The organism is Desulfomarina profundi (assembly GCF_019703855.1).
GTDB lineage: Bacteria > Desulfobacterota > Desulfobulbia > Desulfobulbales > Desulfocapsaceae > Desulfomarina > Desulfomarina profundi.
Genome location: NZ_AP024086.1, coordinates 3,498,273 through 3,521,260, shown reverse-complemented (window position 1 = coordinate 3,521,260; position 22,988 = coordinate 3,498,273). Strand labels below are relative to the sequence as shown.

The following is a 22,988-nucleotide window of genomic DNA, read 5'->3' as shown; positions in this document are numbered from 1 at the left end:
GCAGTGCATTGAAAAAAAGAAACGGGGAACTGGAACAACAGCTGTTTGACATGAAAATGTTCAAACAGGCTTTTTTTCATTCCCATGATGGTATGGCTATAGCAGATGATAAAGGAACGCTGCTGGAAGTGAACCATGCCCTCTGTGAAACCTTCGGTTATCGCCGTGAAGAACTGTTGGGTAACCCCTGTCTCCGATTCAGAGATCCTGCAAAAAATGAGGAGTTTCAACGTCGATATGCTCTCCTGTTTCAGCAGGGCTACCTGACGGTGGAAACACAGTATCTCCACAAGGATGGCAGGGAAATTCCCGTTGAACTGAACGCTTCGGTATTTCGTTATGATGACAGGTACCTGGTCCAGATCAGTATACGGGATATCAGTTGCCGCCGGGAAAAAGAAAGTCTGTTGAAGCGTCAGCAGGAAATTTGTTCTGCCACCGACGATCTCATGTCCTTTGTCGACAGAGATTATGTCTATCGCTTTGTCAACAGGGCCTACCTCGACACCTTCAACGTTTCTCAGCAGGAAATTCTTGGTCGACGTGTGGATGACCTTCTCGGTACGGAAATTTTCGAAGCACAGGTCAGAAAGCGACTGGACCAGTGTTTTTCCGGAGAGACAGTGCGGTTTCAGGGTCGGTTTTCTTTTTCTGACCCAGAGAGAGGGAGGTTCCTGGATGTGACCTTTTATCCCTACCGAGAGCCTGATGGAATGCTTTCGGGGGCGATAGTTGTTATCCATGATGTAACAGATATCAAGCTCGTGGAAAGGCGCAAAGTACAGGAGGGAAAGCGATATCAGCATATCCTGAGCAATGTGTCTGATGGTGTTTTTATCGTTGACGGTGAATATAACATCATTCATGCAAATGCCACACTGCAGAAGGATTTTGGAAAAGTACATTCAGGTCAGAAATGTTATGAGTACCTCAATGGAGAGCTGACACCCTGTTTCTGGTGTAATAACATCCATGTACTGCGTGGAAATACAGTCCGCTGGCGGATGAATGTTGTCGGAAAAAATCGGGTGTATGAGGTTTACGAAACACCTTTTGAGTTATCTGAAGGGCAGGCTATCAAGGTTTCTTTTTTTCGCGAAATAACGGAACAATACCTGATTGAAAAAAAGCTCGCTGAGAAAAATAAACAGTTGGCAGAAAAAAATGTAGAGTTGGAAAATATAAATATCGCCTTGAATGTTCTCCTGAACAAGACCAGAAATGACCGTCAAGGCGCATATCGAAAAAACCTGGTCAGGTTGAAAAAGCTCGTTTTGCCTTACCTGGATCTCCTGGGAGAATGTACGGTCGAGGATACCGGGCTGGAGTATATCACAATCATTAAATCCCACATCAATTCTTTCTCTGATTCCCGGAATGAGCTCCCCGGTTATTCAGATTTCGGCCTGACCAGAAGAGAGATTCTGGTTGCGGATCTGATCAGGAACGGGAAGAAATCCAAAGAAATTGCCTCACTCCTCGGTCTTTCTCCCCGCTCAATAGAGGCATATCGCAACAGTTTAAGAAAAAAACTTCATCTTACCGGGAAAAAAATAAGCCTTAAGCATTACTTAACCAGTACTTTCTCAATCGAAAATTAAAATTGATGTACTGCGTGTCTTCCTGCAAAATCAATTGCTCTGGTTCACAGACTGTTCATCATTATAAAAAACAGCAAAAAACTACTGCACGTAATACAGTAGTTTTTTGTTGTTTTACAGTGTTGCAATTTTTTTTTCTACAGCATTAAATATTATTGCTATTAATCATAACTTGCGTAATAAATCTAATTAGTTATCCATCTACCAGTTAGGTATTTTACCGTTGAGATGAAAGCATTACCCGGGTGGAAACTGCGCGGAAAACCCTGTCATTTCCCGTCACTGTTTAACTGGAGATCTCACATGTTGAAAGGAATAATTCCCCATAAGATCAAATCAATATTCATGCTGATTGTATCAACAGCAGTTGCGATTATTATCTGTGTATATATTCAAAATGATTATGGGCAGAAACATGCAAGAATCCTGCAACAGGAACGATCACAGCTTAATTCTGAGTATATAATCGTGAAAAATCTGCTTGCAGAAAAGAAGATGCAGGCAACGACCATCGCCAGTGTGTTCGCTGAAAACGCTGAGTTACAGAGAGCTCTGGCAAATCGTGACAGGGAAGAGGTAAGGAGGCTCACGCTGGGAAGTTTTTTAAGATTAAAAGAATCATACAATCTCGCCCAGTTTCAGGTCCATCTGCCACCGGCAATATCTTTTTTCAGGGCTCATAAACCTGAGAAATTCGGGGATGACCTCTCTTCGTTCAGGCATACGGTTATACGTGTCAATCGCACGGGAAAATCTGTTGCGGGTATAGAAAAAGGAGTTGCCGGGTATGGTATCCGGGGAGTAGTTCCCGTTTTTTATGAAGGAGCACAGGTGGGCAGCGTGGAGGTGGGAATTAAATTGAACAGTAAGCTTTTTATGCCGATTAAGAGGAAAAATGGTTTTGATATCTCAATAGTTGTGCCGACAGAGGGAGGGTTTAAGTACCTGGCGAAAACCCATTCTTTGACGATTCCAGAAAAATCATTCCCCTGGCTGCACAGGATGATGGAGGAAAAAAGAATCCGTTTTAAACAGGTGGAAAAAAACGACAAACATCTTCTGACTGTATTTGCACCTCTGCACAACTATAATGATGATGTCATAGGAGTTATTGCCATTCCCAGGGAAATTTCCAGGTTACTGCACCAGCTTGAAATAGATCTCTACAAACAGATTGCAATTGGAACAGGTCTGTTTGTTCTCCTCGTGTCAAGTCTCTATTTTCTTTTTGACAAACTGGTGGATAAACCGATTCAGTTGTTGATTGATACATTTACCAGGGCGGGAAGTGGTGATCTGACTCAGATTTTAGAAGAAAGAATGCCGGTAATGGATTGTTCCTCTCTTTCCAGTTGTAATAAAACGGAATGTGATGTTTTTGGTAAAAAAGGTCGTTGCTGGGAGACAGTTGGATCGTTTTCGGCAGTGGAGGTGAGCTGTGAAAAAGTGATAAACGGAATATATGACAACTGTCATGAATGCCGTGATGTTTATCAGCAGGCAAGAATGGATGAGCTGCAGGAGTTGGGGAGCTATTATAATGCTTTCATATATAATATGCGGATTCTTATAGGAAATGCACGCCGCAGTATGGAAGTGATGACTTCTTCTGCCGGTCAGCTGTCTGATATGGCAAAAAGCCTGGTGGAAGGTGCGGACGCATCTTCAGCGAGGGCAAACGATGTTGCAGCTGCAGCTGAAACAATGAGCTCAAATATGCATTCGGTCGCAGCGGCCAGTGAAGAGGCAACCACCAATGTGAATATGGTGGCCTCGGCTGTTGAAGAGATGATTGGGACTATTTCGGCAATTGCGGGAAAAACAGATCAGGCTGCAGGTGTTACAGCAAACGCTGTCAAAAAGGCACAAGGTGCTTCGCAGAAGGTTGATATGCTCGGAGTTGCGGCCACACAGATAAATAAGGTAACTGAAACAATCACTGAAATTGCTGAACAGACCAATCTGCTGGCTTTGAATGCAACCATTGAAGCTGCCCGTGCTGGAGAGGCCGGAAAAGGTTTTTCCGTAGTGGCAGATGAGATCAAAGGTCTGGCCAGGCAGGCCGCAGATGCCAGCATGGAAATACGCCAGAAAGTCGAGGCCATACATTCTTCAACTGATGAAACTGTTCTGGAAATACATGAAATTTCGGAAGTTATTCACGAGGTCAGCCAGATAGTAGCCTCAATCAGCACAGACATGGAAGAACAGGCCGGAGTGGCTTCGGAGATTGGTGATAATGTGAGTCAGGCTGCCGTCGGTCTGGCTGAAGTGAATGAAAATGTATCCCACAGTTCTACTATGTCTAAAGATATTTCAAATGATATCAGCGAGGTGAGTGCTATTGTAAACTCGATGACGGAGGATTCTTCCATGGTGAGTGGAAAATCAGAAGAACTTTCCGGGCTTTCTGCCGGGTTGGGGACGATTCTCGGAAGATTCGAGGTTGCCTGAGGTTGTTTATTCCGGTTTGAGTCGTAGTGTGGTTGTGCTTTTCAGGGTATCCAGCACAAAAGATGTGCGAATATTCTGAATTCCGGGAATGGAGGAAAGCTTGTCATTGATGAAAGCCGTGTAACTGGGCATGTCCCTGACGGCAACTTTCAGCATAAAATCCACATCACCTGTCAACTGGTAGCATTCAAGTACCTCGTCGAGAATGACCAGTCGTTCCTTGACCTGCTGCAGAGAAGAAATCTGGTGAAGACTGAGTGAGATTATTATTATGGCCAGCAGGCCGAAACCGGTTTGCTCACGGTCAAGGAGAGCCAGGTATTTTTTTATGACGCCGGATGCCTCCAGGCGTTTGACTCTTTCCAGCATTGCCGGGGGGAAATACCGATTTCTGCGGCCAGTTTTGCATTGGTTATACGACCGTTCTCCTGGAGAATATTGAGAATTTTAATATCTGTTTTGTCGAGGGCCATTGGTATTTTTGTTTTTGGAATTATAAAACCTTAATTCTGTAATTGACAAATTTGTCAATCCTGAAGTGCAGGATTCAGGTAAAAAAGTGTTTCTTCAAAGTCGTCACTGGCTCAAGGTTAGTTGGTGTCTGTCCATAAACAGCCATTTTTTCCTGACTCATTGCTGGTGTGGAAATTTTATTCTCAGAATATTACCTCTAAGCCTGTGGTAAAATTTCCCTCGCGTCACGATTCAAAGCTACCTTAAAAATTGCCTTTTCACCCGATCCCTGCGTTACAGAAAATGAATAATGATCACATCTTCCTGATATGTTGCGCTTTTGATTTTCCCTGTTCTTCTGAGTCATCGTTTACCTGATCTCGAACGAAAATTCTGACTATACAAGGCATCCTCAAAAGAACACTGTTTAAGAGCAATGCGGAACAGTTTAAAAACAGTTTAGTTAATTTAATTCACAATTCCAAGCAAAATACCTAATTAAGTTCCTGTTGTCGGAAAATATCCAGAGGAAAGCCTTCACATGTTCAGGTTCATGAGAAATGTGGGATAAATTTATAATGAGTTGCTGTTGGTTGGTAAATGATTACCATTGCTGTACCGCCACGCTGTGCCATGGAAAAGATGCTTTACCTCCGGCATGGGTCATTTTTCTCTGATTACCAATGAAACTCTGGCAAATTTGAAATGTGCTGTTTTATAAGGTTATTTAAATACATTCTTGATATGAAATGGAGGAAACAATGAAGGATAGAACAGTAAAAATGAAAATCTGTAGAGGCGAATCGCCTGGATCAGTTATTTATATTCCCCACGGAGGTGGCCCCTGGCCTCTGCTGGGAGATCCACGTCATATCAATTTAATAGAGTTTTTAAAAGCTGTACCCGGGTTGTTGACGCAACCGTCAGCAATTCTAGTTATCAGTGCTCATTGGGAAGAACAGCATCCAACACTCATTTCAGCTGCATCTCCTCCACTTTTTTACGATTATTACGGATTTCCCCAGGAGACGTACTCCATTTCATACAGTGCACCTGGAAATCCTCAACTTGCCCGGGAAATCCTCCATATTTTTGAAGAAAACGGTATCCAGGCCGCTCTTGAAGGAAGCCGGGGATATGATCATGGTCTTTTTGTTCCCCTCAAACTCATGTATCCCGAGGCAGTCATACCCTGTATTCAGCTTTCGCTGCTGGACTCTTTGAACCCGGTAGAGCATATCCGTATCGGTACAGTTCTGCGAGATTTACAGGAAGAGAACCTTTTGATCATTGGCTCAGGTTCTTCATTTCATAATCTTACTGCCTTCAGAAACAATACTGCTGGTGAGGAAAATTACTGGAATGAAACTTTTGAGAATTGGCTTGTTGAAACCCTGACTGGCGATCATTTGAGTGAAAAAGAACGTCGGACAAGGTTGGAACACTGGGTTGACGCACCTTTTGCGCAGTATTGCCATCCCCGGGAAGAACATCTGCTGCCGCTCCATGTCTGTTATGGTGTTGCCGGTTGTCCTGCAAAACGGGTTATTGAAGTGGAATTCATGGGCAAAAAAACAAGTTCGTATATCTGGTAGGTCTCTTCCTTTTCTGCCTGTTCATTGGAACCGATAACCCGCATTTTTCATCAGTTCAGGCGGCGTCAGCTACAAAATTTTCAAGAGTAAATAATAGTGGCCTATATTTACTGTTGAAATATTGCAGAAGATGGCGTCGCCTAGGCTGACCTTGGGTGAACATTGTGTCAATTTTGTTCGACTACTGATAGTTGGCTAATTATTTGTATTCTACAGCTAATCTCAAAATTGACTCAATGTTCATGAGAAATGCGGGATAAGTGCTGCCATTTGACAATGGTTTTGAAAATATGGATAATTCAGAAAGAGGTTTTTTTGAATAATGTCCTTGTTTCGCCAGGTTCCGTACTGTTTTCCGAATGGAACAGGAACGGCAGAGGTAAGTTGTGGAGGCTTAAAGATGGCGAGAAAGTTAACCGCTCGTGTTCGAGTTCTCATTTTTGTGGGATTGTGTCTTACCCCTGTCACACAATGCTGTTCTGCTCCTGGGAAAACAGTTCTCGTCGGTTTAAACATACCCCTCAGCGGAGCCTATGTCAGACAGGGGGAAGATCAGCTGCGTGCCTACCAGCTTGCCATTGATATACTCAATGAGTCGGGTGGCATCCTTGGCCATCATATTGTCTATGCTGTTCGGGATACGGGAACAAATGCCTCCAGGGCTGGAGAGAATGCCATTGAACTGATGGATCTCGGCGCTGTTCTTGTTACCGGTGGGGCGAGTTCAGCATCTGCCATTGCCCAGAGCAAGGTCTGTCAGCAGCGGGGAGTGGTTTTTATGGCCGGCCTGACCCATTCCAATGCCACAACAGGGAAGGAAGGGCATCGTTATTCTTTCAGATGGTATAATAACGGCCATCAGACGGCTGGAGCAATAGCAGGAATTCTGCATGAGCGATATGGTCAAAATGCTACCTATGCATTTCTTTACGCGGACTATACCTGGGGCAGGACCTTGAAGGATTCCCTGAGCAAGGTGATAGAAAAAGATGGTGGCAGGGTTATACTCAGTCTGCCTACACCCCTGGGAAGTGATGATTTTATCAGTGAACTGATACAGGTGAAACGGGCCGGGCCTGATGTACTTGTTCTTATCCATTTCGGCAGCGATATGGTCAGTTCTCTCAAGCAGGCGACAATGCTCCGCCTTCGCGAAAACATGGCAGTAGTAATCCCACTGATGGAAGTCAACATGGCCGTGAAACTTGGTCCCGAAATTATGCAGGGTATCCTGACTTCAATGTGCTGGTACCATGGTCTGTCGGAAAAATATGAAGGCAGCAGACAGTTTGTGACTCTATTTGAGCGGCGCTATCATAAAAAACCGGGTAATTCGGCGGCTGTAGCGTGGGTGAATATGATGCAGTTTGCCGAAGCGGCCCAACAGGCAGGTTCATTTGCCGCAAATGATATTGTTCTGGCCCTTGAAGGGCATCATTTTACTCTTCTGGGCAGTGATGAATACTGGAGATCATGGGATCATCAGGGGATTCATCCCACTTATATTGCTCTTGGAAAGACTCCGGAAGAGAGCAGGAGTAAATGGGATCTGTTTACAATAATCAGTGAGAGCAGCGGCAAATTGCTGGCAAGGACACGACGGGAAAATCCAGTAGTCCTTGAACCGTTGCTGAAAGGAGTAAAACCCGATGCTGTCAGGTAAAACCAGAAAAAATGGGTTGAAAAAGATTATTATTCCACTCCTGTTGGTATTAATGTGCGCATTTTCTGTTTCTGCTTCACCTCCCGTTTTTCATGGAAAAAAAATGCTTCTGCGTGTTGGCTATGTGCCGATTGTCACTCAGTTGCCATTGATCATGTCCTTTGATCGTGATCGCTTCGCCTATCAATATGTTGATGTTAAACTGGTAAAATATCACTCCCTTACAGCCCTGGAAGCTGCATTCAGAATCTCAGCTGTCGATGTGGCCATGTTGCCGCTGCCCATAATTTTGGCAATGAATGAGGATAGTATTGATGTCAGAATTATCGGTTCCACGAGCAGAGGGGGGTCGAGGCTGTTTGTCAGAAAGAAATATTCTGATTTCAAGTCAGCAATAATAGGTGTTCCAGATCTATATTCCAATGAGCATTTCCAGTTGATTCATTTCCTGGCCGGCAAGTATTTGAAGTATGGGACTGATTACAAGGTGATCAATATTCCGCTGCAGTCGCTGTTAAATGATCTTACTCAGGAGAAGATTGATGGCGCGTTTTTTCCCGAGCCTTATCCGACATTGGCCCTGGATCGGCTGGGAGCTGTAAATGGAACTGTTGCGGAACTGTCGAAGCAGTATTCCGTTGTCTATTCAGTCCTGGCAATAAAAGGAAATCTGTTGACTGATCAATGTCGTAACGGAGTTCGGGAGTGGCTGGAATCAGTAAAATCAGCCACTTTCAGAATCGCGGAAAGCCTTTCTTTTTTCGGTGGTGAGCAGGAAGCTGTAACCCAGATGAGATATTTTGGTTTTGACCGTGACCTTTTCAGAAAATCTCTGAAGGCGATAAGGGAGGGAAGTTCTTTCAGGTTTGAAAATATCAGTATGAGTTTTGTCCATCATATCAGCAGGGATATGCAGAGATTACAGTTGCTGGCTGTACCCGGGGATCTCAACAGGCTGCCCGTGCAAATATTACAACCGGACAAGGGGAGGGCCATGTCCCATGAAACCGGCAAACATAAAGATTAAATATAAAATACTGATACATATTGTCATTATTCTTGGTGTAGTCAGTGTTTCTCTTATTTCGACCACAATTTATCATAGCAAAAAGGCAGGGCAGTCCATTCTTGAAAGTGTGTCCACAAGAATGAGGGATTTACAGGAACTCAGCTCCTTTGAGTTTGAAAAGGCTAAAAATATAGCCAGAAGAGGAGTTGTGGAGGTAAGCGGACTGGAGGCCATTGATTCGATCACAGCAATAGCTCTTCAGAACCAGAAAGAATTTTATGATGTCGTTGCCCACGAAGTTATTGCCGCCGGCAAAGCGGTTTCAACCACGCTGGATGAACAGAGCCGGGTAATTAATAATAATCTGGATAAAGTTGTGCTGGATTCGACACATTCCATCTATGAAATTACAAAAGCCGGACAGAAATCCAGGAAGCTGATGTCGAATCTTGCGATTATCAATGTGGATTCTTTAAAGGAAATAACGACCCAGAGTCTGGAACGGTTTGGCAGAACCCGGGAATACTATGATCGTGAATTTAATGTACTCGGTACAGCTGTGGAGAGGAGTATAGACCAGGTTCTGATAAAATTTCTACTTTCCATGGAAAAAAAGGTTGAAGGCAGAGAGAAGAACGAAGATATCATGATTCGTGAGCTGGAAAAGTTGAAAAAGGAGATTATTTCCAGTCAGGAAAAATTCTATCTGGAGATGCTGCAGGATATTGATCTTCAGAAAAGGATCCTTGTGGAAGAATCTGCCCTTGTGGCTGATAAAGTCAACTGGGCCAGTAACAGGGAGTTGGAGAACAGCTCGGTAACCCAGTTTAATGAAGCCGGCAGGATTGCCGGTAACCTTACCCGAACCCTGGTTACTTTAAGGAAAAACATAGCTGCTTCTTCCGTCCAGGTCAAGACTACCATTGATGTTCTCAGAAAAACTCTTCCGCAATACTTGAAAGAAAAGGACAAAGCAACAAATAGGAAGATCAAAAGAGAAATTATTTCCACCCGGATGGCCGTGGACAGGGCTAAAAAGAAGGTTGCCGGGGAAATTGATGAAAATACAGGGAAGGCTCTCAACCTGTTTGGAACAAAAATAATGGCTTCCCAGCAGATTATCGGGAAAACATTGACGGATTCCCTGCAGAAAATGACCACATTCAGTCTGTTGATTACCGCAGTCTGCACAATATTGGCTGTTGCCGTCAGTTTCTTTATGATCAGAAGCCTGACTGAACCTATTTCAAGGGTACTTCGCTTTGCGGAAAAGATGGCTGAGGGACATCTGGATGAGCGGTTGCCTGAAGGTCCTGATGAGATGGGGGAAATGGGCAGGGCCTTGAACGCCATGGCAAGGGAACTGAGGAAACTGGAGGAAGAAACATTGAATGCTTTTAATCAGACTCTGGATCAGATCCATGACTGTGTTTTTATGTTTGAACCGGATACGTACAGTTTTATCTTTGTCAATCAGGGTGTAGTAGATCTTCTCGGGTATTCAAGAGAAGAAATGATGGACATGTCTCCATTTGACATTGATGCTGATCTGAAATCGACTTCTGAAACCTTATGGAAGAACCTTGACTACCTTATAAAAGATAAAAGCGGTGTGTATGAATTCTCCACACATCTCAAGACCTGTTCCGGTGAAAACATCCCTGTTGAGGTGTCTATCAAATATATACTTCCACCAAAAGGTGAACCACGATTTGTCGCCATTGTTCACGACATGACCGATAGAATAAATAAACGTAAGGAAAACAACATGTTGCAGGCAAAACTTCTCCAGAAAGAAAAACTTGAATCAGTCGGTCGTCTGGCAGCAGGTATTGCCCATGAGATCAATACACCCATTCAGTTTGTGGCCACAAATATTGAATTTCTTGGAGAAGCCCATGGGGATGTGGGCAGTCTTATAGAAGGTATTGAGCATATTGCAATGCATTGCGGGCCGGAGGCGGAGGAAAAATTTAAAGAGGTTCTGGAAAATGCGGACTGGGAGTTTCTGCAGGAGGAGATACCGGCGGCCATTGTCCAGTCCCGTGAAGGGATTGACAGGGTTTCATCGATTGTTATGGCAATGAAGGAATTTTCTCATCCCGGTTCGCGGGAGAAGGCTACAGCCGACTTGAACAAATTGATTGAAACCTCGTTGACTGTGACAAGGAATGAATGGAAATACCATGCAGAAATAATTAAAAACCTGGCTGAAGATCTTAAGATGGTACCTCTTATTGTCGATGAGATGGGGCAGGTAATTCTGAACCTGATTGTCAATGCCGCAAATGCTATCGAAGAGCGCAACAGTGACACAGGGAATGGGGAAAAAGGTGTTATCGAGATCACCACAAGAAATATTGAGTCCGGAATTGAATGTGTTATACGGGATAATGGTATCGGTATTCCTGAAGATATTATCAACCGAATATTTGATCCGTTTTTTACCACCAAGGAGGTGGGGAAAGGGAGTGGCCAGGGTTTGGCTATCTGTCATGATGTCATATCCAAAAAACACAATGGTTCAATAGAAGTCAAATCCAGACCGGGAGAAGGAACCGTTTTTACGATTCAATTGCCTGACAAATAACTTTCTCTTTTTTTAAAAAATGAAATCGTACTGGACATCAAAAGAGAAAATACGATAAGCTTCTAATTGTTAAAAGTTGAAAAGGGATTCGTTGGATTTTGTCGAAACGATATCAGAAATGTATAAACAAAGGGTAAATTCATGACTGTCAAGAAAAAAATGGTGTTGCTTTCACTGACACTGGTTGTACTGCTGCTTATCACCGGGATGCTTCAGTTTCGTTCAATTTCAAGAATATCGGCCAACTGGGAAGAGTATCAGCAGACGGCGTTGAAACGACAGGTGCAGCTTACCGAGATAAAGAGCCAGTTCGGTTACGGGGGATTTATTCATAATTTCAAGAACCATGTATTGCGTGGTGCCGGCAAATACGCGGACAGGTTTAAAAAGAACAAGGAAAAGATGGACAAGGCTTTTACTGTTTACAGGGGAATGGATCTCTCCCCTGAGGAACAAAAGGCCCTTAGGGCAGTTGAAGCGGTGGCGGACCAGTATGCAAAGGCTGTTGATGTTTCCATTGCCATGCATCAGCAGGGAAAGACAGCTACCGAAATTGACAAAGCGGTGAAGATTGATGATTCTCCAGCATTCAAGGGATTTGCCGTGCTTGATAAATATGTTCGAGCCCTTGAGAAATCAACGGGAGAACAGTTGAATAAAAAGATCGGAGCGATTTATGTTTTAATGCTTGTTTCCGGGGCAGTCCTGGTCATTTTCTTTATACTTTTTTCCCTGGTGTTGACCGGCGTAGGGAAACGGTTTGTCAGGCTGCATCGCGCCATTGTGGAGATAGGTAAAGGTAATTTATCCGTGCCTATAGACATTGAGGGCAGTGATGAATTTTCTTCCATCGGCAGGGCGCTTGCCGAAATGTCTGTAAAACTGAAGGATGTGATCCAGAGGATTCATGAGCAGGCCAATGTTCTCAGTGATTCGTCGCAGTCCCTGTCCGGAATTTCCGCAGATCTTTCCAAAGGAACCAGGGAGGCGGCTGAACAGGCGGACAGTGTCGCTGCAGCAACAGAAGAAATGAGTGGAAATATGAATTCGGTGGCTGCTGCCAGTGAACAGGCTTCTGCCAATGTCGGCTTGGTTTCCGATGCAATAGATGAAATTTTGACTTCGGTGGAACAGGAGGCAAAACAGACGGATAAGGCCAAGGAGGTTACCCGTCATGCCGTGAGTCTGGCGGCAAGTTCGTCTGAAAAGGTTGATGCTCTTGGAACTGCGGCTACTGAGATATCCAAGGTTACGGAAGTGATCACAGAGATATCCGAACAGACCAATCTGCTGGCTCTGAATGCTACCATAGAGGCAGCAAGAGCCGGGGAAGCCGGAAAGGGATTTGCCGTAGTTGCCAATGAAATCAAGGAACTGGCAAAGCAGACTGCCGAGGCTACCGGGGAAATCAAAAACAAGATTGCTTCGATCCAGAATTCAACCAATGAGACTGTTGAGGAGATCAGGCAGATCAGTAGTGTTATTGGAGAAGTGGATGTCATTGTCAGTGAAATAGCCATGGCGGTGGAGGAACAGAGCGCCACTTCCGGTGAAATTTCACAGAATGTCTCCCAGGCGGCGGAAGGGATTATGGAGGTGAATGAAAAAGTCTCCCAGAGTTCCACCGTTTCTTCTGAAATTGCCAGCAATATCTCAGAAACCAGTGAAGTCGTTTCCAGGCTTTCCGGAAGCGGAGAAGAGATCAGAAATATGGCAGGGCACCTGTCAGAGCAGGTGTCGGCCTTGAAAGAATTGACCCGGAAGTTTCAGGGTGGAAAACAGAAGTGATACACTGCCGGACCAATTTTGAATGATTGTTCCCTGTTTATGCCTGACTGGCTTTTGTTGATAAAGATCAGTCAGGCCTTTTTTCTGGAAAAACTTCAGGATGAAGGAGTGTCGCAATGAGTTTCAAGGTTCTGACAAACGTCATTGGGGAAGGACTGCAGACGAGATCTGGGTCGATAATATGGATCCGTTTTTTCTCTGCTGCCTGAAGGATGGGAATATGAAACCATTTTTTCATTTCCTCTCCGGCAAGCCCGCTTTCCGAGCCCATGATCGCTACAATAATAACCTCCGGATCAGCACTGATGATTCGTTCATAACTGGTGGCACCTGAGGATTTACCTGCCAGAATATTTTTCCCTCCTGCCAGATGGATGAAATCATTGGTAAATGATTTTTCGACAGAGCCGAAGAGCGGAGAGGTGCCGACCTGGAGAAACACGGTGGTTTTCTTATGAGGAGCGACCTGACGCCCGATTGTTCTGACCTCTGATTTTGCCTCGGCAATAATATGTTCCGCCTGCTCTGTAAGACCCAGAATTTTCCCGAGTTCAAGAAATTGCTGACAGATTTCGGAAAAAGATGCCGGTTGTTGAAAATGAACCACCCGGATATGGAGTTTTTGCAGTTTTTCTATCTGACGTGGTGGAGTCAGCGCTGTTGCCAGGACGATATCCGGATGCAGACTGAGGATCTTTTCAATGGAAATCTGCATCACTGAACCGATTTTAGGCAGTTTTTTTGCAGCTTCTGGTCGAATACAGTATTCAGTATTGCCTACAAGCCGGTTTCCAGCTCCGAGCAGGTAGACATTTTCGGTGTTGATTGGTCCCAGAGAGACAATTCTCCGGGGATAACCTGCAATTGCGAAGGTGGAGAAAGAGACAATGACCAGGATTGCCGGAAGCAGAATCCTTGAAAATATTTGCAGATGTGCAGGTTTCATTTTATCTGAAAATTCCCCTTTCGAGGGTAGTATTACTGTAATCAGATTTTCATTTGCTTGTTGCACCCTCAGGGCATAATTACCCCAAGGGCATGAGTGGTCGGGCCATTTCGGTCAGAATGAATAGGTGTAACTCAGGTAGAAGGCCCGACCAGGTTTAGGGAACCCTTTTTTCTCGTAGTAATCCTTGTCAAACATGTTGTCAATTTTCAAGGAGAGCCTGTGGTGGTCCCTGATGGTGGTACCGAGAACCAGATCAACCACGGTAAATGATGGATATTCTGTTTCCGGATATCCGGGTGCATTCCAGTCCGTATCCTTCATCTTACCCTGGCTGCGGAAATGCAGTTTTCCGTCGAATATACCGTCATCGTAAAGAATTCCGTAGTTGATTGTATAATCTGCCACATTGTGAATATCTTTCATGGTTCCGCCAGGTTGCTCCTCTTCCGCCTTCAGGATGGAGGTGGAGTTGACATAGAAGGAGATTGTCCGGTTCCATTCCAGGGGGGCACCAAGATCAAAGGAAAGTTCAGTCTCAATACCGTCCATTTCGGCACTGAGGCTGTTTTCATAGGTCGTGGTAAAACCTTGTGTTACCGTGCTGATCTTATCATCCACATCTGTATGGAAATAGGTGATGTCCATGGAAAGTCCCCATTCGGGCAATTCATATCCCGCACCGAAATCGTAGGTGATGGAGGTTTCCGGGTCAAGTGAGCTGTTTCCCCTGGTGATCATGGTGACACTCCCTACAATACGCTCGGAATACCCTGCGAGCTGGGCTGCGGTCGGAGGAACAAAGGCCTTACCGATGGTAGTGTGCAGACGGATACCCTGGTCAAACAGATAGTTAAGGCCTGCCCGGGGGCTGAAGGTGGAAAATGTTTCAGAGTTGGGAGTGAAGTCGGTTTTATAGGGAGTGGTCTTTGTCTCAACATCAAAGGTGTCATATCGACCACCAGCGGTTGCGGTGAATCTTTCTCCAAAAAATTTCCAGATGGCCTCCAGGTAACCGGCAATATTCTCCCGGCTTTCATTTGGTGAGTAGGGAGCCTTCCTTGTACCACTCTGATAGTAGCTCCTGCTCTCTTTGTCAATGCCTTGGTAATCAAAACCGGCGATGAAGTGGTGGGCACCCCAGGTATATTCATCTTTAACCTGGAAACCGAACCAGTCGATCTCCGAATCATAGCTGCGGTAAGGTGTTACCTGAACCGGAACAAACCAGCCTGCATAATGTTTATAGGATTCAGAGGTTTCGTTGGTTTTATAGGCGGTGAAAGAGAGCTGGTTGTTTTTCCCCAGTTCTCCACCGACATTTATATCCACACCATAGCGGTCAATGTCTTTGTGGCCTGATTTGTTGTCACCGTCAAAGGTGTCACCGGGAAGCTCGATATCACGGCCCTGGTAGAGGTCACCACTTACGTCCATTCTCCATGATTCCCCGAGATCGGCTCCCAGTCGCAGGGTGCCGTTCTGGGTTCTATAGCTGGTGTTGGCCCTGGTTTTGCCATTGCCCATATCAAAATCATCAACCTGGTCAAAGCGCCTGGCCGAAAGATCAAAATCCAGGATTTTACCCAGCCCACCCCCAATGGCTGCTTTCTGAAAATTGGTCTGGAAGGAACCGAAACCAAGTTCTGCCATGCCGGTCAGGTTGTCCATATTTTTTTTGGTTATGATATTGATAACGCCACCCATGGCCTCAGCCCCGTAAAGGGACGAAGCCGGGCCTTTCAGCACTTCTATTTTTTCAATATTATCTGCAAGGATTCCGGCGAGGTTGGTTGCTCCTGCCGGGCGGCCGTTGATGAGGATCAGGGAGTGTTTAGTGATGCCCGAAAATTCCGGTCTGAAACCGCGGATACCAATACCGGCAAGAGCACCCGGGTATTCTATAACACCGATTGAAGCATTCTTTTTCAGTTGTTCTGTAATGGTTTCTCCGGTTGTCAACTGAATTTCCTGGGAGTTGATAACTTCCATCTTGGCAGGAATCTTGTTAATGGCCTCTTCGCTTCTGGTTGCAGTTACCACTACTTCAGCAAGGGTTGTTTCTGGTGTCTTGCCTGCCTGTTCTCCCTGGTCCGCCAGGCCGAGTGAAGGGGTGGCAAGGAACCACAGGGCAAGAACAGTTTGGGTAGTTTTCTTCATGATCTTATCTCCTTTTCTGATATTTTCAGTCCGGAGATGCCCTGCACGGGCAAAAAAAATCCCCGGACCAATAAACATTGATCCGAGGATGCCCTGGTTTTCCACGAATTGCACAGCAGTCCCTTGTCCACGGAGACAACCGTCAGAAATCCCGGTATAATGATGGATTTCTTTTTTCCAGGCAGGTCTTCTGACTTCCGGTTCATCCTACTTGTTGCGCCTTCCCATCTGCCTGTGGCAAACAGTGACATAAAGCAACGTTCATCCCCGGTTACAGCGGCGGGCCCGTCCCCGATTTTCACAGGGTTCCCTTTCAAGCTCGTGTGAGCACCTGAAAAACTTCAGTAAATATAGACAGGAGGATGGAAAAAATGTCAAGAGGATTGTTGATACCTCAATCCTGCAATTCTCAAAATTGAAACAATGTTCATGAGAAATCCGGGCTAATAATCGAAAAAATGAACTATTCGGTTTCGGCCGAGACTTTTTGCTTTGTAAAGGGCCTTGTCGGCACGGAGAATGATGTCTTTTCCTGTAAAAGCTGTAGTATCAGCGGGGGGAAAACTGGCCACTCCCAGGGAAATTGAAACCGTATCAGCAGTCGGTGAGGCAGGATGAGGAAGTTTGAGTCCCTGAACTCTAAGACGAATTGATTCCGCAACATTTTTTGAACCGATGATATCAGTATCAGGGAGGATCACAGCAAACTCCTCACCTCCATATCTTGCCGGCAGGTCTCCCGGGCGGCCACTTTTATTTTTAATGACACCGGCCACGACCTTGAGGCATTCATCTCCCTTGAGATGCCCGAAGTGGTCATTATAGAGCTTAAAAAAATCAATATCGCCGAGTATAAGAGAGAAATACCTGTTTGTTCTCCTGTTTCGTTTTATTTCATTTTCAAGGCAGACATCAAAATATCTTCTATTGGCAAGGTTGGTTAACCCATCAATATTAACCAGTTGTCGCAACATTGTCTTTACTTTTTCCAGTTGCTTGTTCTATAATTGCAGGAGAAGGGTTCTTTCTTTTACTGTTTTTTCAAGTCGTACATTCTGTCCGACAAGCTTTCTGTCCCTGTTTTGAATTTCCTGCAGCATTCTGTTGAATGTGTCGACCAGGTTACCGATTTCATCGTCATGAATTTTTTTACCGTTGATGGCATTCAGTGATTTGCCAAATACTGTTGGATCCATCACGAAGAGAAAGAGAGAGGAGCAGGATTGTCTGTAGAAGAATAATGAAAAATATTTTCGCACGGCAATCAGATGCGATCATTATAAATTGATAGTGAAGTTAAGTAAAACTGTTCGGGGAATCCCGGTATTGGAAAATGGAAAAACAGTATCGTCTATTTCCCGATGGGTATCATCAAGAAGATTTTGTCCTGTCAGTGAGAGTTTTATGGTTTCGGACAGCTGGTAACGGAAGCCCAGGTCCATTCGTATATATTCCGGTGTCCTGGTATTGCCGAGACTCACTTCACTGTTCCAGTAAAAATGGCTGTTCAGGTTGAGTTTTTCTGAGAATCTGTAACTTGCGTGAAACTGAAGCCTGTGGATATGAATTTTATCTGTCTTGTTCGTGGCTGAAGAGGAGAGCCTGTTGTTCAGGTAGCTGTATGACATTTCTTCTCAGTTCAGGTGGTATCAGGTTCAAAGTTTTCGCCAGTAAGTTATAATAGCCTCTGTTTCTCCGTCCTTTACGGTCCTGATGAAGTCGTCAGACTGACTCGAGAAATATCTCCTCAAAACTTGTCAACATTTTTCTCATAGGGTGATTAGTTACCTTGTTGATATAACGCTTTGTATAAATATTCTTTTAGAGAGCAATTTTCAGGAGAAATAGTTTTTATAAAGCATATCCTCTTCAACAATATGGGTAAGAAGCCAATCCCTTAAAAAATGGTAAAAATCTGTTCTTTCCTGTCTATCATTGTTTTCTATACGTTTTTTATGCTTCTGTACATCTTTTATCAGTCTACCGTGCATATCCTTATGGGCATCCAGATCCGGATAATTAACCTGTGCCAATGCTTCTTCTTCTGAACTGAAATGATTTTGAGTGTATTCTATCAATTGATCTATTGCGTATGCCAGATGGTCAACACTTTTTTTATCCCGAACAACGATGAACATTTCATTTATAAGGTCAACAAGTATTTTATGTTCATTATCAAATTGTTCAACACCTACAGAATAAGAATCTCTCCATTTGATGAGTGGCACGGTATTTCCTCCGTTGTTTTGGATAAAGAATTGTAGTAACGTCGAAATATAATAAAATGATATCAAAGTGAAAGAGAACAAACAATAGGTAAAAATACTTGTTTTCACCACATTGTAACACGGGAAATCCAGGATCCATCACTTATCCAAGGCGATGGGTCACGGGTTACGGGAAAGAAAGAAATGATAGAAAATCCCGGGATTTCAAAATATCTGTTCGAGAGATGAAAAGTTTGATTTCGATCAGTATTTTCATACTGTTATGTTGCGATCTCACTGTCCATACATCTATTCGGGATGATCAGGCACCGGTTTCGATGTTTTTGTGTAGTCAGTGTGGAAAATAACCAAGTCAGTCGGGGGAGAAAAATGCAGTGCCTTTTGCGGTGATGTCATTCTTTTTTTTGTCAGTTTTTAACTTGGACTGCCCTGGTTTTTTGTAGTTACTCCTTATAGGTATTTTTCCCGAAGCAATTTTTTATTGATTTTACCAACGCTTGTTTTGTCTATTGCCTCAACTTTGCGAAGATTCAGGAGCAGGGCCAGTTTTGTAAGCATTCCCTTATCAATAAAGGATTTAACATGGTTGATCATCTCTTTTTCGCTGACAGGTTCATGGTCTTCCCTTGGAACAATGAGTGCGAGTGGTCGTTCTCCCCATTTCTGGTCTTCCATGCCTATTACAGCAACTTCAGCTACAGCCGGATGGAGATTAATAACATCTTCCAGTTCCAGGGAGGAGAGCCATTCTCCACCGATCTTTATGACATCTTTTATTCTGTCGGTAATATTCACATAGTTTTCCCGGTCAATTGCGGCAACATCTCCAGTGTGGAGATACCCGCCTTTCCAGAGGTTTTCCGAATTATTCCGGTCTTTGAGGTATCCCTGGGTCAGCCATGGAGAGCGTACTACGATTTCCCCGACCTGGTCTCCGGTCGGTTCAACATCCTGGAGATGTTCATCCACAACTCTCAAGTCAACCAGGGGGAGGGGACGACCAGTTTTGCAACGTCTGGTTACTTCAGCTTCGTTATCCAGCTTTTCATTTCCCACGTGGGCCAGAGTGAGAATCGGACATGTTTCTGACATACCGTATCCAGTAAAAATATCGATTCCTTTGGTCAGTGCATCCTGGCACATTTTTTTCGGCAGGGCTGCTCCCCGATAATGACCTTCCAGCGTGACAGATCGGTGGATTCGAATTCGGGACTGCTCATCAGCATATGGAGGATTGTCGGCACACAGTGGGAAAAGGTTACTCCTTCTTTCTGGATAAGGTTCAACAACATGTTGGGCGCATATTTCCCGGGATAGACCTGTTTTACCCCAAGGGATGTGGCCATATACGGCAGACCCCAGGCATGAACATGAAACATGGGAGTAATAGGCATATAGATATCCTGCTGGTGAAGTCTTCCCTGGGATGCCGGGGTTCCAAGCGCTACAAGTGCGGTGATGCTGTGCAGTACGAGCTGACGGTGGCTGAAATAGACACCTTTGGGCATCCCGGTTGTTCCTGTTGTATAAAATGTTGTCGCCCGTGTATTTTCATCAAAATCCGGAAAGTCAAAAGTATCGCTTTCACTGTTCAGAAGTGATTCATATTCTCCCGCCAGCGGGAGAGTAGTTTCCGGAACTGTTTTTTCGTCGTTCAGCAGAACGAACGATTTCACCGTATCGATTCTTCCGCGAATCTGTTCAAGAATAGGGAGAAATTCGCTGTTAACAAAAATAAAATCATCTTCAGCATGATCAATGGTGTAGAGAATCTGTTCGGGAGAGAGGCGCACGTTGACGGTATGGAGAACCGCACCAACCATTGGAACGGCGAAAAAACATTCAAGATATCGATGACTGTCCCAATCCATGACAGCAACAGTATTTCCGGGTTTTACGCCCATTTTTACAAGGGCTCCGGCAAGGCGACAGACACGACGACGGAATTCACGGTAAGTAAAACGTAACTGATCTCTGTAGACAATTTCCTGGTCAGGATTGTTGACTACTGGTGAGAAAAGCAGGTTTTTAATCAGCAGGGGATAATTGTATGCGGATGGGGTCCTCTCTATGAGATTATCGTGCATGGGGTCGTCTCCTTTTTGCTTTTTACGTTGTTTTCCGGGCATTTTTTCAGGATTACATACAGTTTCAGTTCAATGTATCAATGATCAAAAGTCATTGCAATGCGATCCTTTAAAATAGCAGCTATTTCCGCTCGTAGACGATCCGCTTTGATGGGTTTTGAGATATATCCGTCCATTCCTGCGCCAAGACATTTCTGTCGGTCGCCTTTTACAGCATAAGCCGTCATGGCGATAATCGGGATATGGTCTCCCGTGGTCTTTTCATTTTTACGTATTATTCTTGTGGTCTCATAGCCATCGAGTTCTGGCATCTGGATATCCATGAGAATAAGGTCAAAACTGTTTTTTTCGAGATGTTCAAGGGCTTCCCTGCCGTTTTCCGCCGTAGTGATCTGCCAGTTGTCCCGTTGGAGAAGGGTAACCGCCAGGGTCCGGTTGATATATTCATCTTCAACCAGGAGAATAGTGCATGGTCTGTTTTGAAGCTGTGGGAGTGGGTCAGCCGGTTCTGTTGGGAGTCTGCCCTTTTTTCTTTCATCCGGGCACGTCTGAAAACAAGCTGTGAAAGAGAATGTGGTACCTGTTCCCGGGCGACTTTTTACCCGGATATTTCCTCCCATGAGCTCTATCAGCTCTGCCGCAATGACCAGGCCAAGACCGGTTCCTTTCTTGTTGGAATCTCGTGTAGTGTTGATCTGACTGAACGGTTTGAAGATTGTGTTCAGCTTTTCTGAAGGGATGCCTATTCCGGTATCCGAAACCTGGAAATGAAGAGAGAGCTGTCCACCGGTTGCAGTGAAGTTCTCAGCTCTGCTGATGGTGAGTGAAATTGAACCGGATTCAGTAAATTTCAAACCGTTATGGAGCAGGTTGATGAGTATCTGGCAAAGTCTGCCCGCATCTCCATAGAGGACCATGGGGATGGAAGGATCACAGTTGATCACCAGGTTTATATTTTTTTCAGCGGCTTCAAGGGCCAGGGTTTCCATGGCGTCGGCTATGGTATCACGAAACTTGAAAGGTTTCAGGTCAAGCTGGAGTTTGCCGGCTTCAATTTTGGAAAAATCGAGGATATCGTTGATCAGTTCGAGGAGTCTTTCAGCTGAAGTGTGGACCATTGTCAGATAACTTCTCTGGCGGGGTGAAAGGTCCATATCAAGGACCAGTTCCGTCATGCCTATAATTCCGTTCATCGGAGTACGGATTTCATGGCTCATGTTGGCCAGAAAAGTGGATTTGTTTTTTTCCGCCTTTTCCGCCTGTGCCTTGGCAATTTTTAGCTCCTCCAGGGCAAGCCTGCGGTTCAGTGTGTCCCCCACGTGCTGGGCCACATGGGCCATGATGGCCTTGTCTTTTTCAGTGTAGATAATGTTTTGATAACTCTGGACTATTACCGCACCCGTTTTTTCTGTCAGATAAAAAGGAGCCCCCAGCCAGGAATGTGGCATGTTCCCGGAAAAACTGATCCTGTTTTTTTTGCATACACGGTCAAAATTGTCCGGAGTGAGAAGTAGAGGCTTTCGATTTTCTATCATATGAACGATGAGGGAATGCTCGTTCATATCAACCGTCTGTCCCTGGGACTGTTTGTCATAAGCATCAGCAAAATAGGGAAAATTGATGGTTCCGGTTTCTCCATTTTTTTCCATCAGGGCAATAATAAAATTGGGAGCATGGATCAGGCGGCCAATTGCATGATGGAGAGAAATATAAAAATGCTCTATTTTTTCCAGACTTTGCGCCTGCTCACTGATTGTGTAAAGGGAGGTTTTCAGTTTTTCGGAGTATTCCAGGGAGTCAAGGGATATCTGCAGATTTTGAATGATGGCAAGATCGTGCAGACATGAACCGATGCTTGCGGCAATTGGCTGCAGAAGCGAGAGAAATTGTGTTGAAAATGACTGTTTTTCACGACTGCCGAAGTAGAGCAGGGCGATTGGTTTTCCCTCGTCCATAACCGGGAAAAGCAGATGGGAAAAATTTCCCGTTGAGGCAAAAAACGGTGGTCTTTTATTCATTCCATGGTGCTCTGCAATTTCTCCTTTTTTGAGCCTGGCCGGAAAATAGCTGTGGGTTGAAGGTATTGCAACAGGTGTACGCTTCCGATTGGCGGTAGCTGAAGAAATCGGAGAAAAGAGCCCGGTGGAGAGGTTGGGATAGTAGATTTCTGTCGACAATTGACTCAACTTCGGAAAAAATTCCCTGTGAAGAAAACCGGATAGTTCTTTCCTGGATGAAACAGACCTCAGGCCTGTAATCAGGCTTGTAAGCAGTATTGGAAAATCGGAATCGGGAAGATTTGCGCTGTCATGGGTGCCATCATGCATAAGGCTGGATATTTTCGGTTAGTTTTTTTGTTTGAGAAAAGCTATTATTTAATCATATCAGAAAATGAGTGGGCCTTGAAGGGAGAG

16 protein-coding genes, 1 pseudogene and 1 riboswitch are annotated in these 22,988 nt (G+C 44.7%); of the genes and pseudogenes, 7 read left to right on the top strand and 10 right to left on the bottom strand.

Annotation, left to right across the window (positions count from 1 at the left end; genetic code table 11):
- The first annotated feature begins 8 nt into the window (after nt 1–8).
- On the top strand, nt 9–1,601 hold the full coding sequence (locus LO777_RS16165; protein WP_228854883.1) for a PAS domain S-box protein: 1,593 nt from the start codon (nt 9–11) through the stop codon (nt 1,599–1,601).
- Between the two features lie 303 nt (nt 1,602–1,904).
- Entirely contained in the window at nt 1,905–4,055 is a 2,151-nt protein-coding gene (locus LO777_RS16160; RefSeq protein WP_228854882.1) for a methyl-accepting chemotaxis protein, read from the top strand.
- Between the two features lie 6 nt (nt 4,056–4,061).
- Here LO777_RS16160 and LO777_RS16155 read toward each other — a convergent pair whose 3' ends face one another.
- Nucleotides 4,062–4,424, bottom strand: a complete 363-nt coding sequence (locus LO777_RS16155; protein WP_228854881.1) for an Lrp/AsnC family transcriptional regulator — start codon at nt 4,422–4,424, stop codon at nt 4,062–4,064.
- The gene (locus LO777_RS21220; RefSeq protein WP_228854880.1) at nt 4,382–4,528 is read right to left on the bottom strand and encodes an Lrp/AsnC family transcriptional regulator; all 147 of its coding nucleotides are present in this window, start codon (nt 4,526–4,528) and stop codon (nt 4,382–4,384) included. Before LO777_RS21220 ends, LO777_RS16155 begins: the two co-directional genes overlap by 43 nt.
- Nucleotides 4,529–5,269: 741 nt before the next feature.
- Here LO777_RS21220 and LO777_RS16145 point away from each other — a divergent pair.
- From LO777_RS16145 to LO777_RS16125, 5 genes are all read left to right on the top strand, one after another.
- A complete protein-coding gene (locus LO777_RS16145; protein WP_228854879.1) occupies nt 5,270–6,103 on the top strand; it encodes a DODA-type extradiol aromatic ring-opening family dioxygenase in 834 nt (277 codons plus the stop codon).
- 400 nt (nt 6,104–6,503) lie between these two features.
- Nucleotides 6,504–7,766, top strand: coding sequence for an ABC transporter substrate-binding protein (locus LO777_RS16140; RefSeq protein WP_228854878.1), 1,263 nt, complete (start codon nt 6,504–6,506; stop codon nt 7,764–7,766).
- Entirely contained in the window at nt 7,753–8,793 is a 1,041-nt protein-coding gene (locus tag LO777_RS16135) for an ABC transporter substrate-binding protein (protein ID WP_228854877.1), read from the top strand. Before LO777_RS16140 ends, LO777_RS16135 begins: the two co-directional genes overlap by 14 nt.
- Entirely contained in the window at nt 8,768–11,365 is a 2,598-nt protein-coding gene (locus tag LO777_RS16130; protein WP_228854876.1) for an ATP-binding protein, read from the top strand. Before LO777_RS16135 ends, LO777_RS16130 begins: the two co-directional genes overlap by 26 nt.
- Nucleotides 11,366–11,506: 141 nt before the next feature.
- A complete protein-coding gene (locus tag LO777_RS16125) occupies nt 11,507–13,153 on the top strand; it encodes a methyl-accepting chemotaxis protein (RefSeq protein ID WP_228854875.1) in 1,647 nt (548 codons plus the stop codon).
- A gap of 67 nt (nt 13,154–13,220) precedes the next feature.
- Here LO777_RS16125 and LO777_RS16120 read toward each other — a convergent pair whose 3' ends face one another.
- The 8 genes and pseudogenes from LO777_RS16120 to LO777_RS16080 all read right to left on the bottom strand — a co-directional run bounded on the left by LO777_RS16120 (nt 13,221) and on the right by LO777_RS16080 (nt 22,901).
- Nucleotides 13,221–14,099 carry an ABC transporter substrate-binding protein gene (locus tag LO777_RS16120; protein WP_228854874.1) on the bottom strand — a complete coding sequence of 293 codons (879 nt, stop codon included), beginning with the start codon at nt 14,097–14,099 and terminating at the stop codon, nt 13,221–13,223.
- Nucleotides 14,100–14,213: 114 nt separating this feature from the next.
- Nucleotides 14,214–16,259 carry a TonB-dependent receptor gene (locus LO777_RS16115; RefSeq protein ID WP_228854873.1) on the bottom strand — a complete coding sequence of 682 codons (2,046 nt, stop codon included), beginning with the start codon at nt 16,257–16,259 and terminating at the stop codon, nt 14,214–14,216.
- Between the two features lie 163 nt (nt 16,260–16,422).
- A riboswitch (cobalamin riboswitch) is annotated at nt 16,423–16,609 on the bottom strand.
- Nucleotides 16,610–16,702: 93 nt separating this feature from the next.
- A complete protein-coding gene (locus LO777_RS16110; RefSeq protein WP_228854872.1) occupies nt 16,703–17,233 on the bottom strand; it encodes a diguanylate cyclase in 531 nt (176 codons plus the stop codon).
- 27 nt (nt 17,234–17,260) lie between these two features.
- Nucleotides 17,261–17,455, bottom strand: a complete 195-nt coding sequence (locus LO777_RS16105; protein WP_228854871.1) for a hypothetical protein — start codon at nt 17,453–17,455, stop codon at nt 17,261–17,263.
- An 81-nt stretch (nt 17,456–17,536) separates the two neighbouring features.
- Entirely contained in the window at nt 17,537–17,887 is a 351-nt protein-coding gene (locus tag LO777_RS16100) for a TonB-dependent receptor (RefSeq protein WP_228854870.1), read from the bottom strand.
- 207 nt (nt 17,888–18,094) lie between these two features.
- Nucleotides 18,095–18,487, bottom strand: a complete 393-nt coding sequence (locus LO777_RS16095; protein ID WP_228854869.1) for a bacteriohemerythrin — start codon at nt 18,485–18,487, stop codon at nt 18,095–18,097.
- 450 nt (nt 18,488–18,937) lie between these two features.
- Nucleotides 18,938–20,574: pseudogene (locus tag LO777_RS16085) on the bottom strand (fatty acid--CoA ligase).
- Between the two features lie 77 nt (nt 20,575–20,651).
- Complete coding sequence (locus tag LO777_RS16080) at nt 20,652–22,901, bottom strand: response regulator (protein ID WP_228854868.1); 2,250 nt, start codon at nt 22,899–22,901, stop codon at nt 20,652–20,654.
- Nucleotides 22,902–22,988: the final 87 nt, after the last annotated feature.

Coding starts and splice junctions, on each gene's coding strand:
- LO777_RS16135 (WP_228854877.1), top strand. CDS start 7,753: ATGCTGTCAGGTAAAACCAGAAAAAATGGGTTGAAAAAGATTATTATT.
- LO777_RS16145 (WP_228854879.1), top strand. CDS start 5,270: ATGAAGGATAGAACAGTAAAAATGAAAATCTGTAGAGGCGAATCGCCT.
- LO777_RS16120 (WP_228854874.1), bottom strand. CDS start 14,099: ATGAAACCTGCACATCTGCAAATATTTTCAAGGATTCTGCTTCCGGCA.
- LO777_RS16100 (WP_228854870.1), bottom strand. CDS start 17,887: ATGTCATACAGCTACCTGAACAACAGGCTCTCCTCTTCAGCCACGAAC.
- LO777_RS16115 (WP_228854873.1), bottom strand. CDS start 16,259: ATGAAGAAAACTACCCAAACTGTTCTTGCCCTGTGGTTCCTTGCCACC.
- LO777_RS16160 (WP_228854882.1), top strand. CDS start 1,905: ATGTTGAAAGGAATAATTCCCCATAAGATCAAATCAATATTCATGCTG.
- LO777_RS16125 (WP_228854875.1), top strand. CDS start 11,507: ATGACTGTCAAGAAAAAAATGGTGTTGCTTTCACTGACACTGGTTGTA.
- LO777_RS16105 (WP_228854871.1), bottom strand. CDS start 17,455: ATGGATCCAACAGTATTTGGCAAATCACTGAATGCCATCAACGGTAAA.
- LO777_RS16130 (WP_228854876.1), top strand. CDS start 8,768: ATGAAACCGGCAAACATAAAGATTAAATATAAAATACTGATACATATT.
- LO777_RS16080 (WP_228854868.1), bottom strand. CDS start 22,901: ATGCATGATGGCACCCATGACAGCGCAAATCTTCCCGATTCCGATTTT.
- LO777_RS21220 (WP_228854880.1), bottom strand. CDS start 4,528: ATGGCCCTCGACAAAACAGATATTAAAATTCTCAATATTCTCCAGGAG.
- LO777_RS16110 (WP_228854872.1), bottom strand. CDS start 17,233: ATGTTGCGACAACTGGTTAATATTGATGGGTTAACCAACCTTGCCAAT.
- LO777_RS16155 (WP_228854881.1), bottom strand. CDS start 4,424: ATGCTGGAAAGAGTCAAACGCCTGGAGGCATCCGGCGTCATAAAAAAA.
- LO777_RS16140 (WP_228854878.1), top strand. CDS start 6,504: ATGGCGAGAAAGTTAACCGCTCGTGTTCGAGTTCTCATTTTTGTGGGA.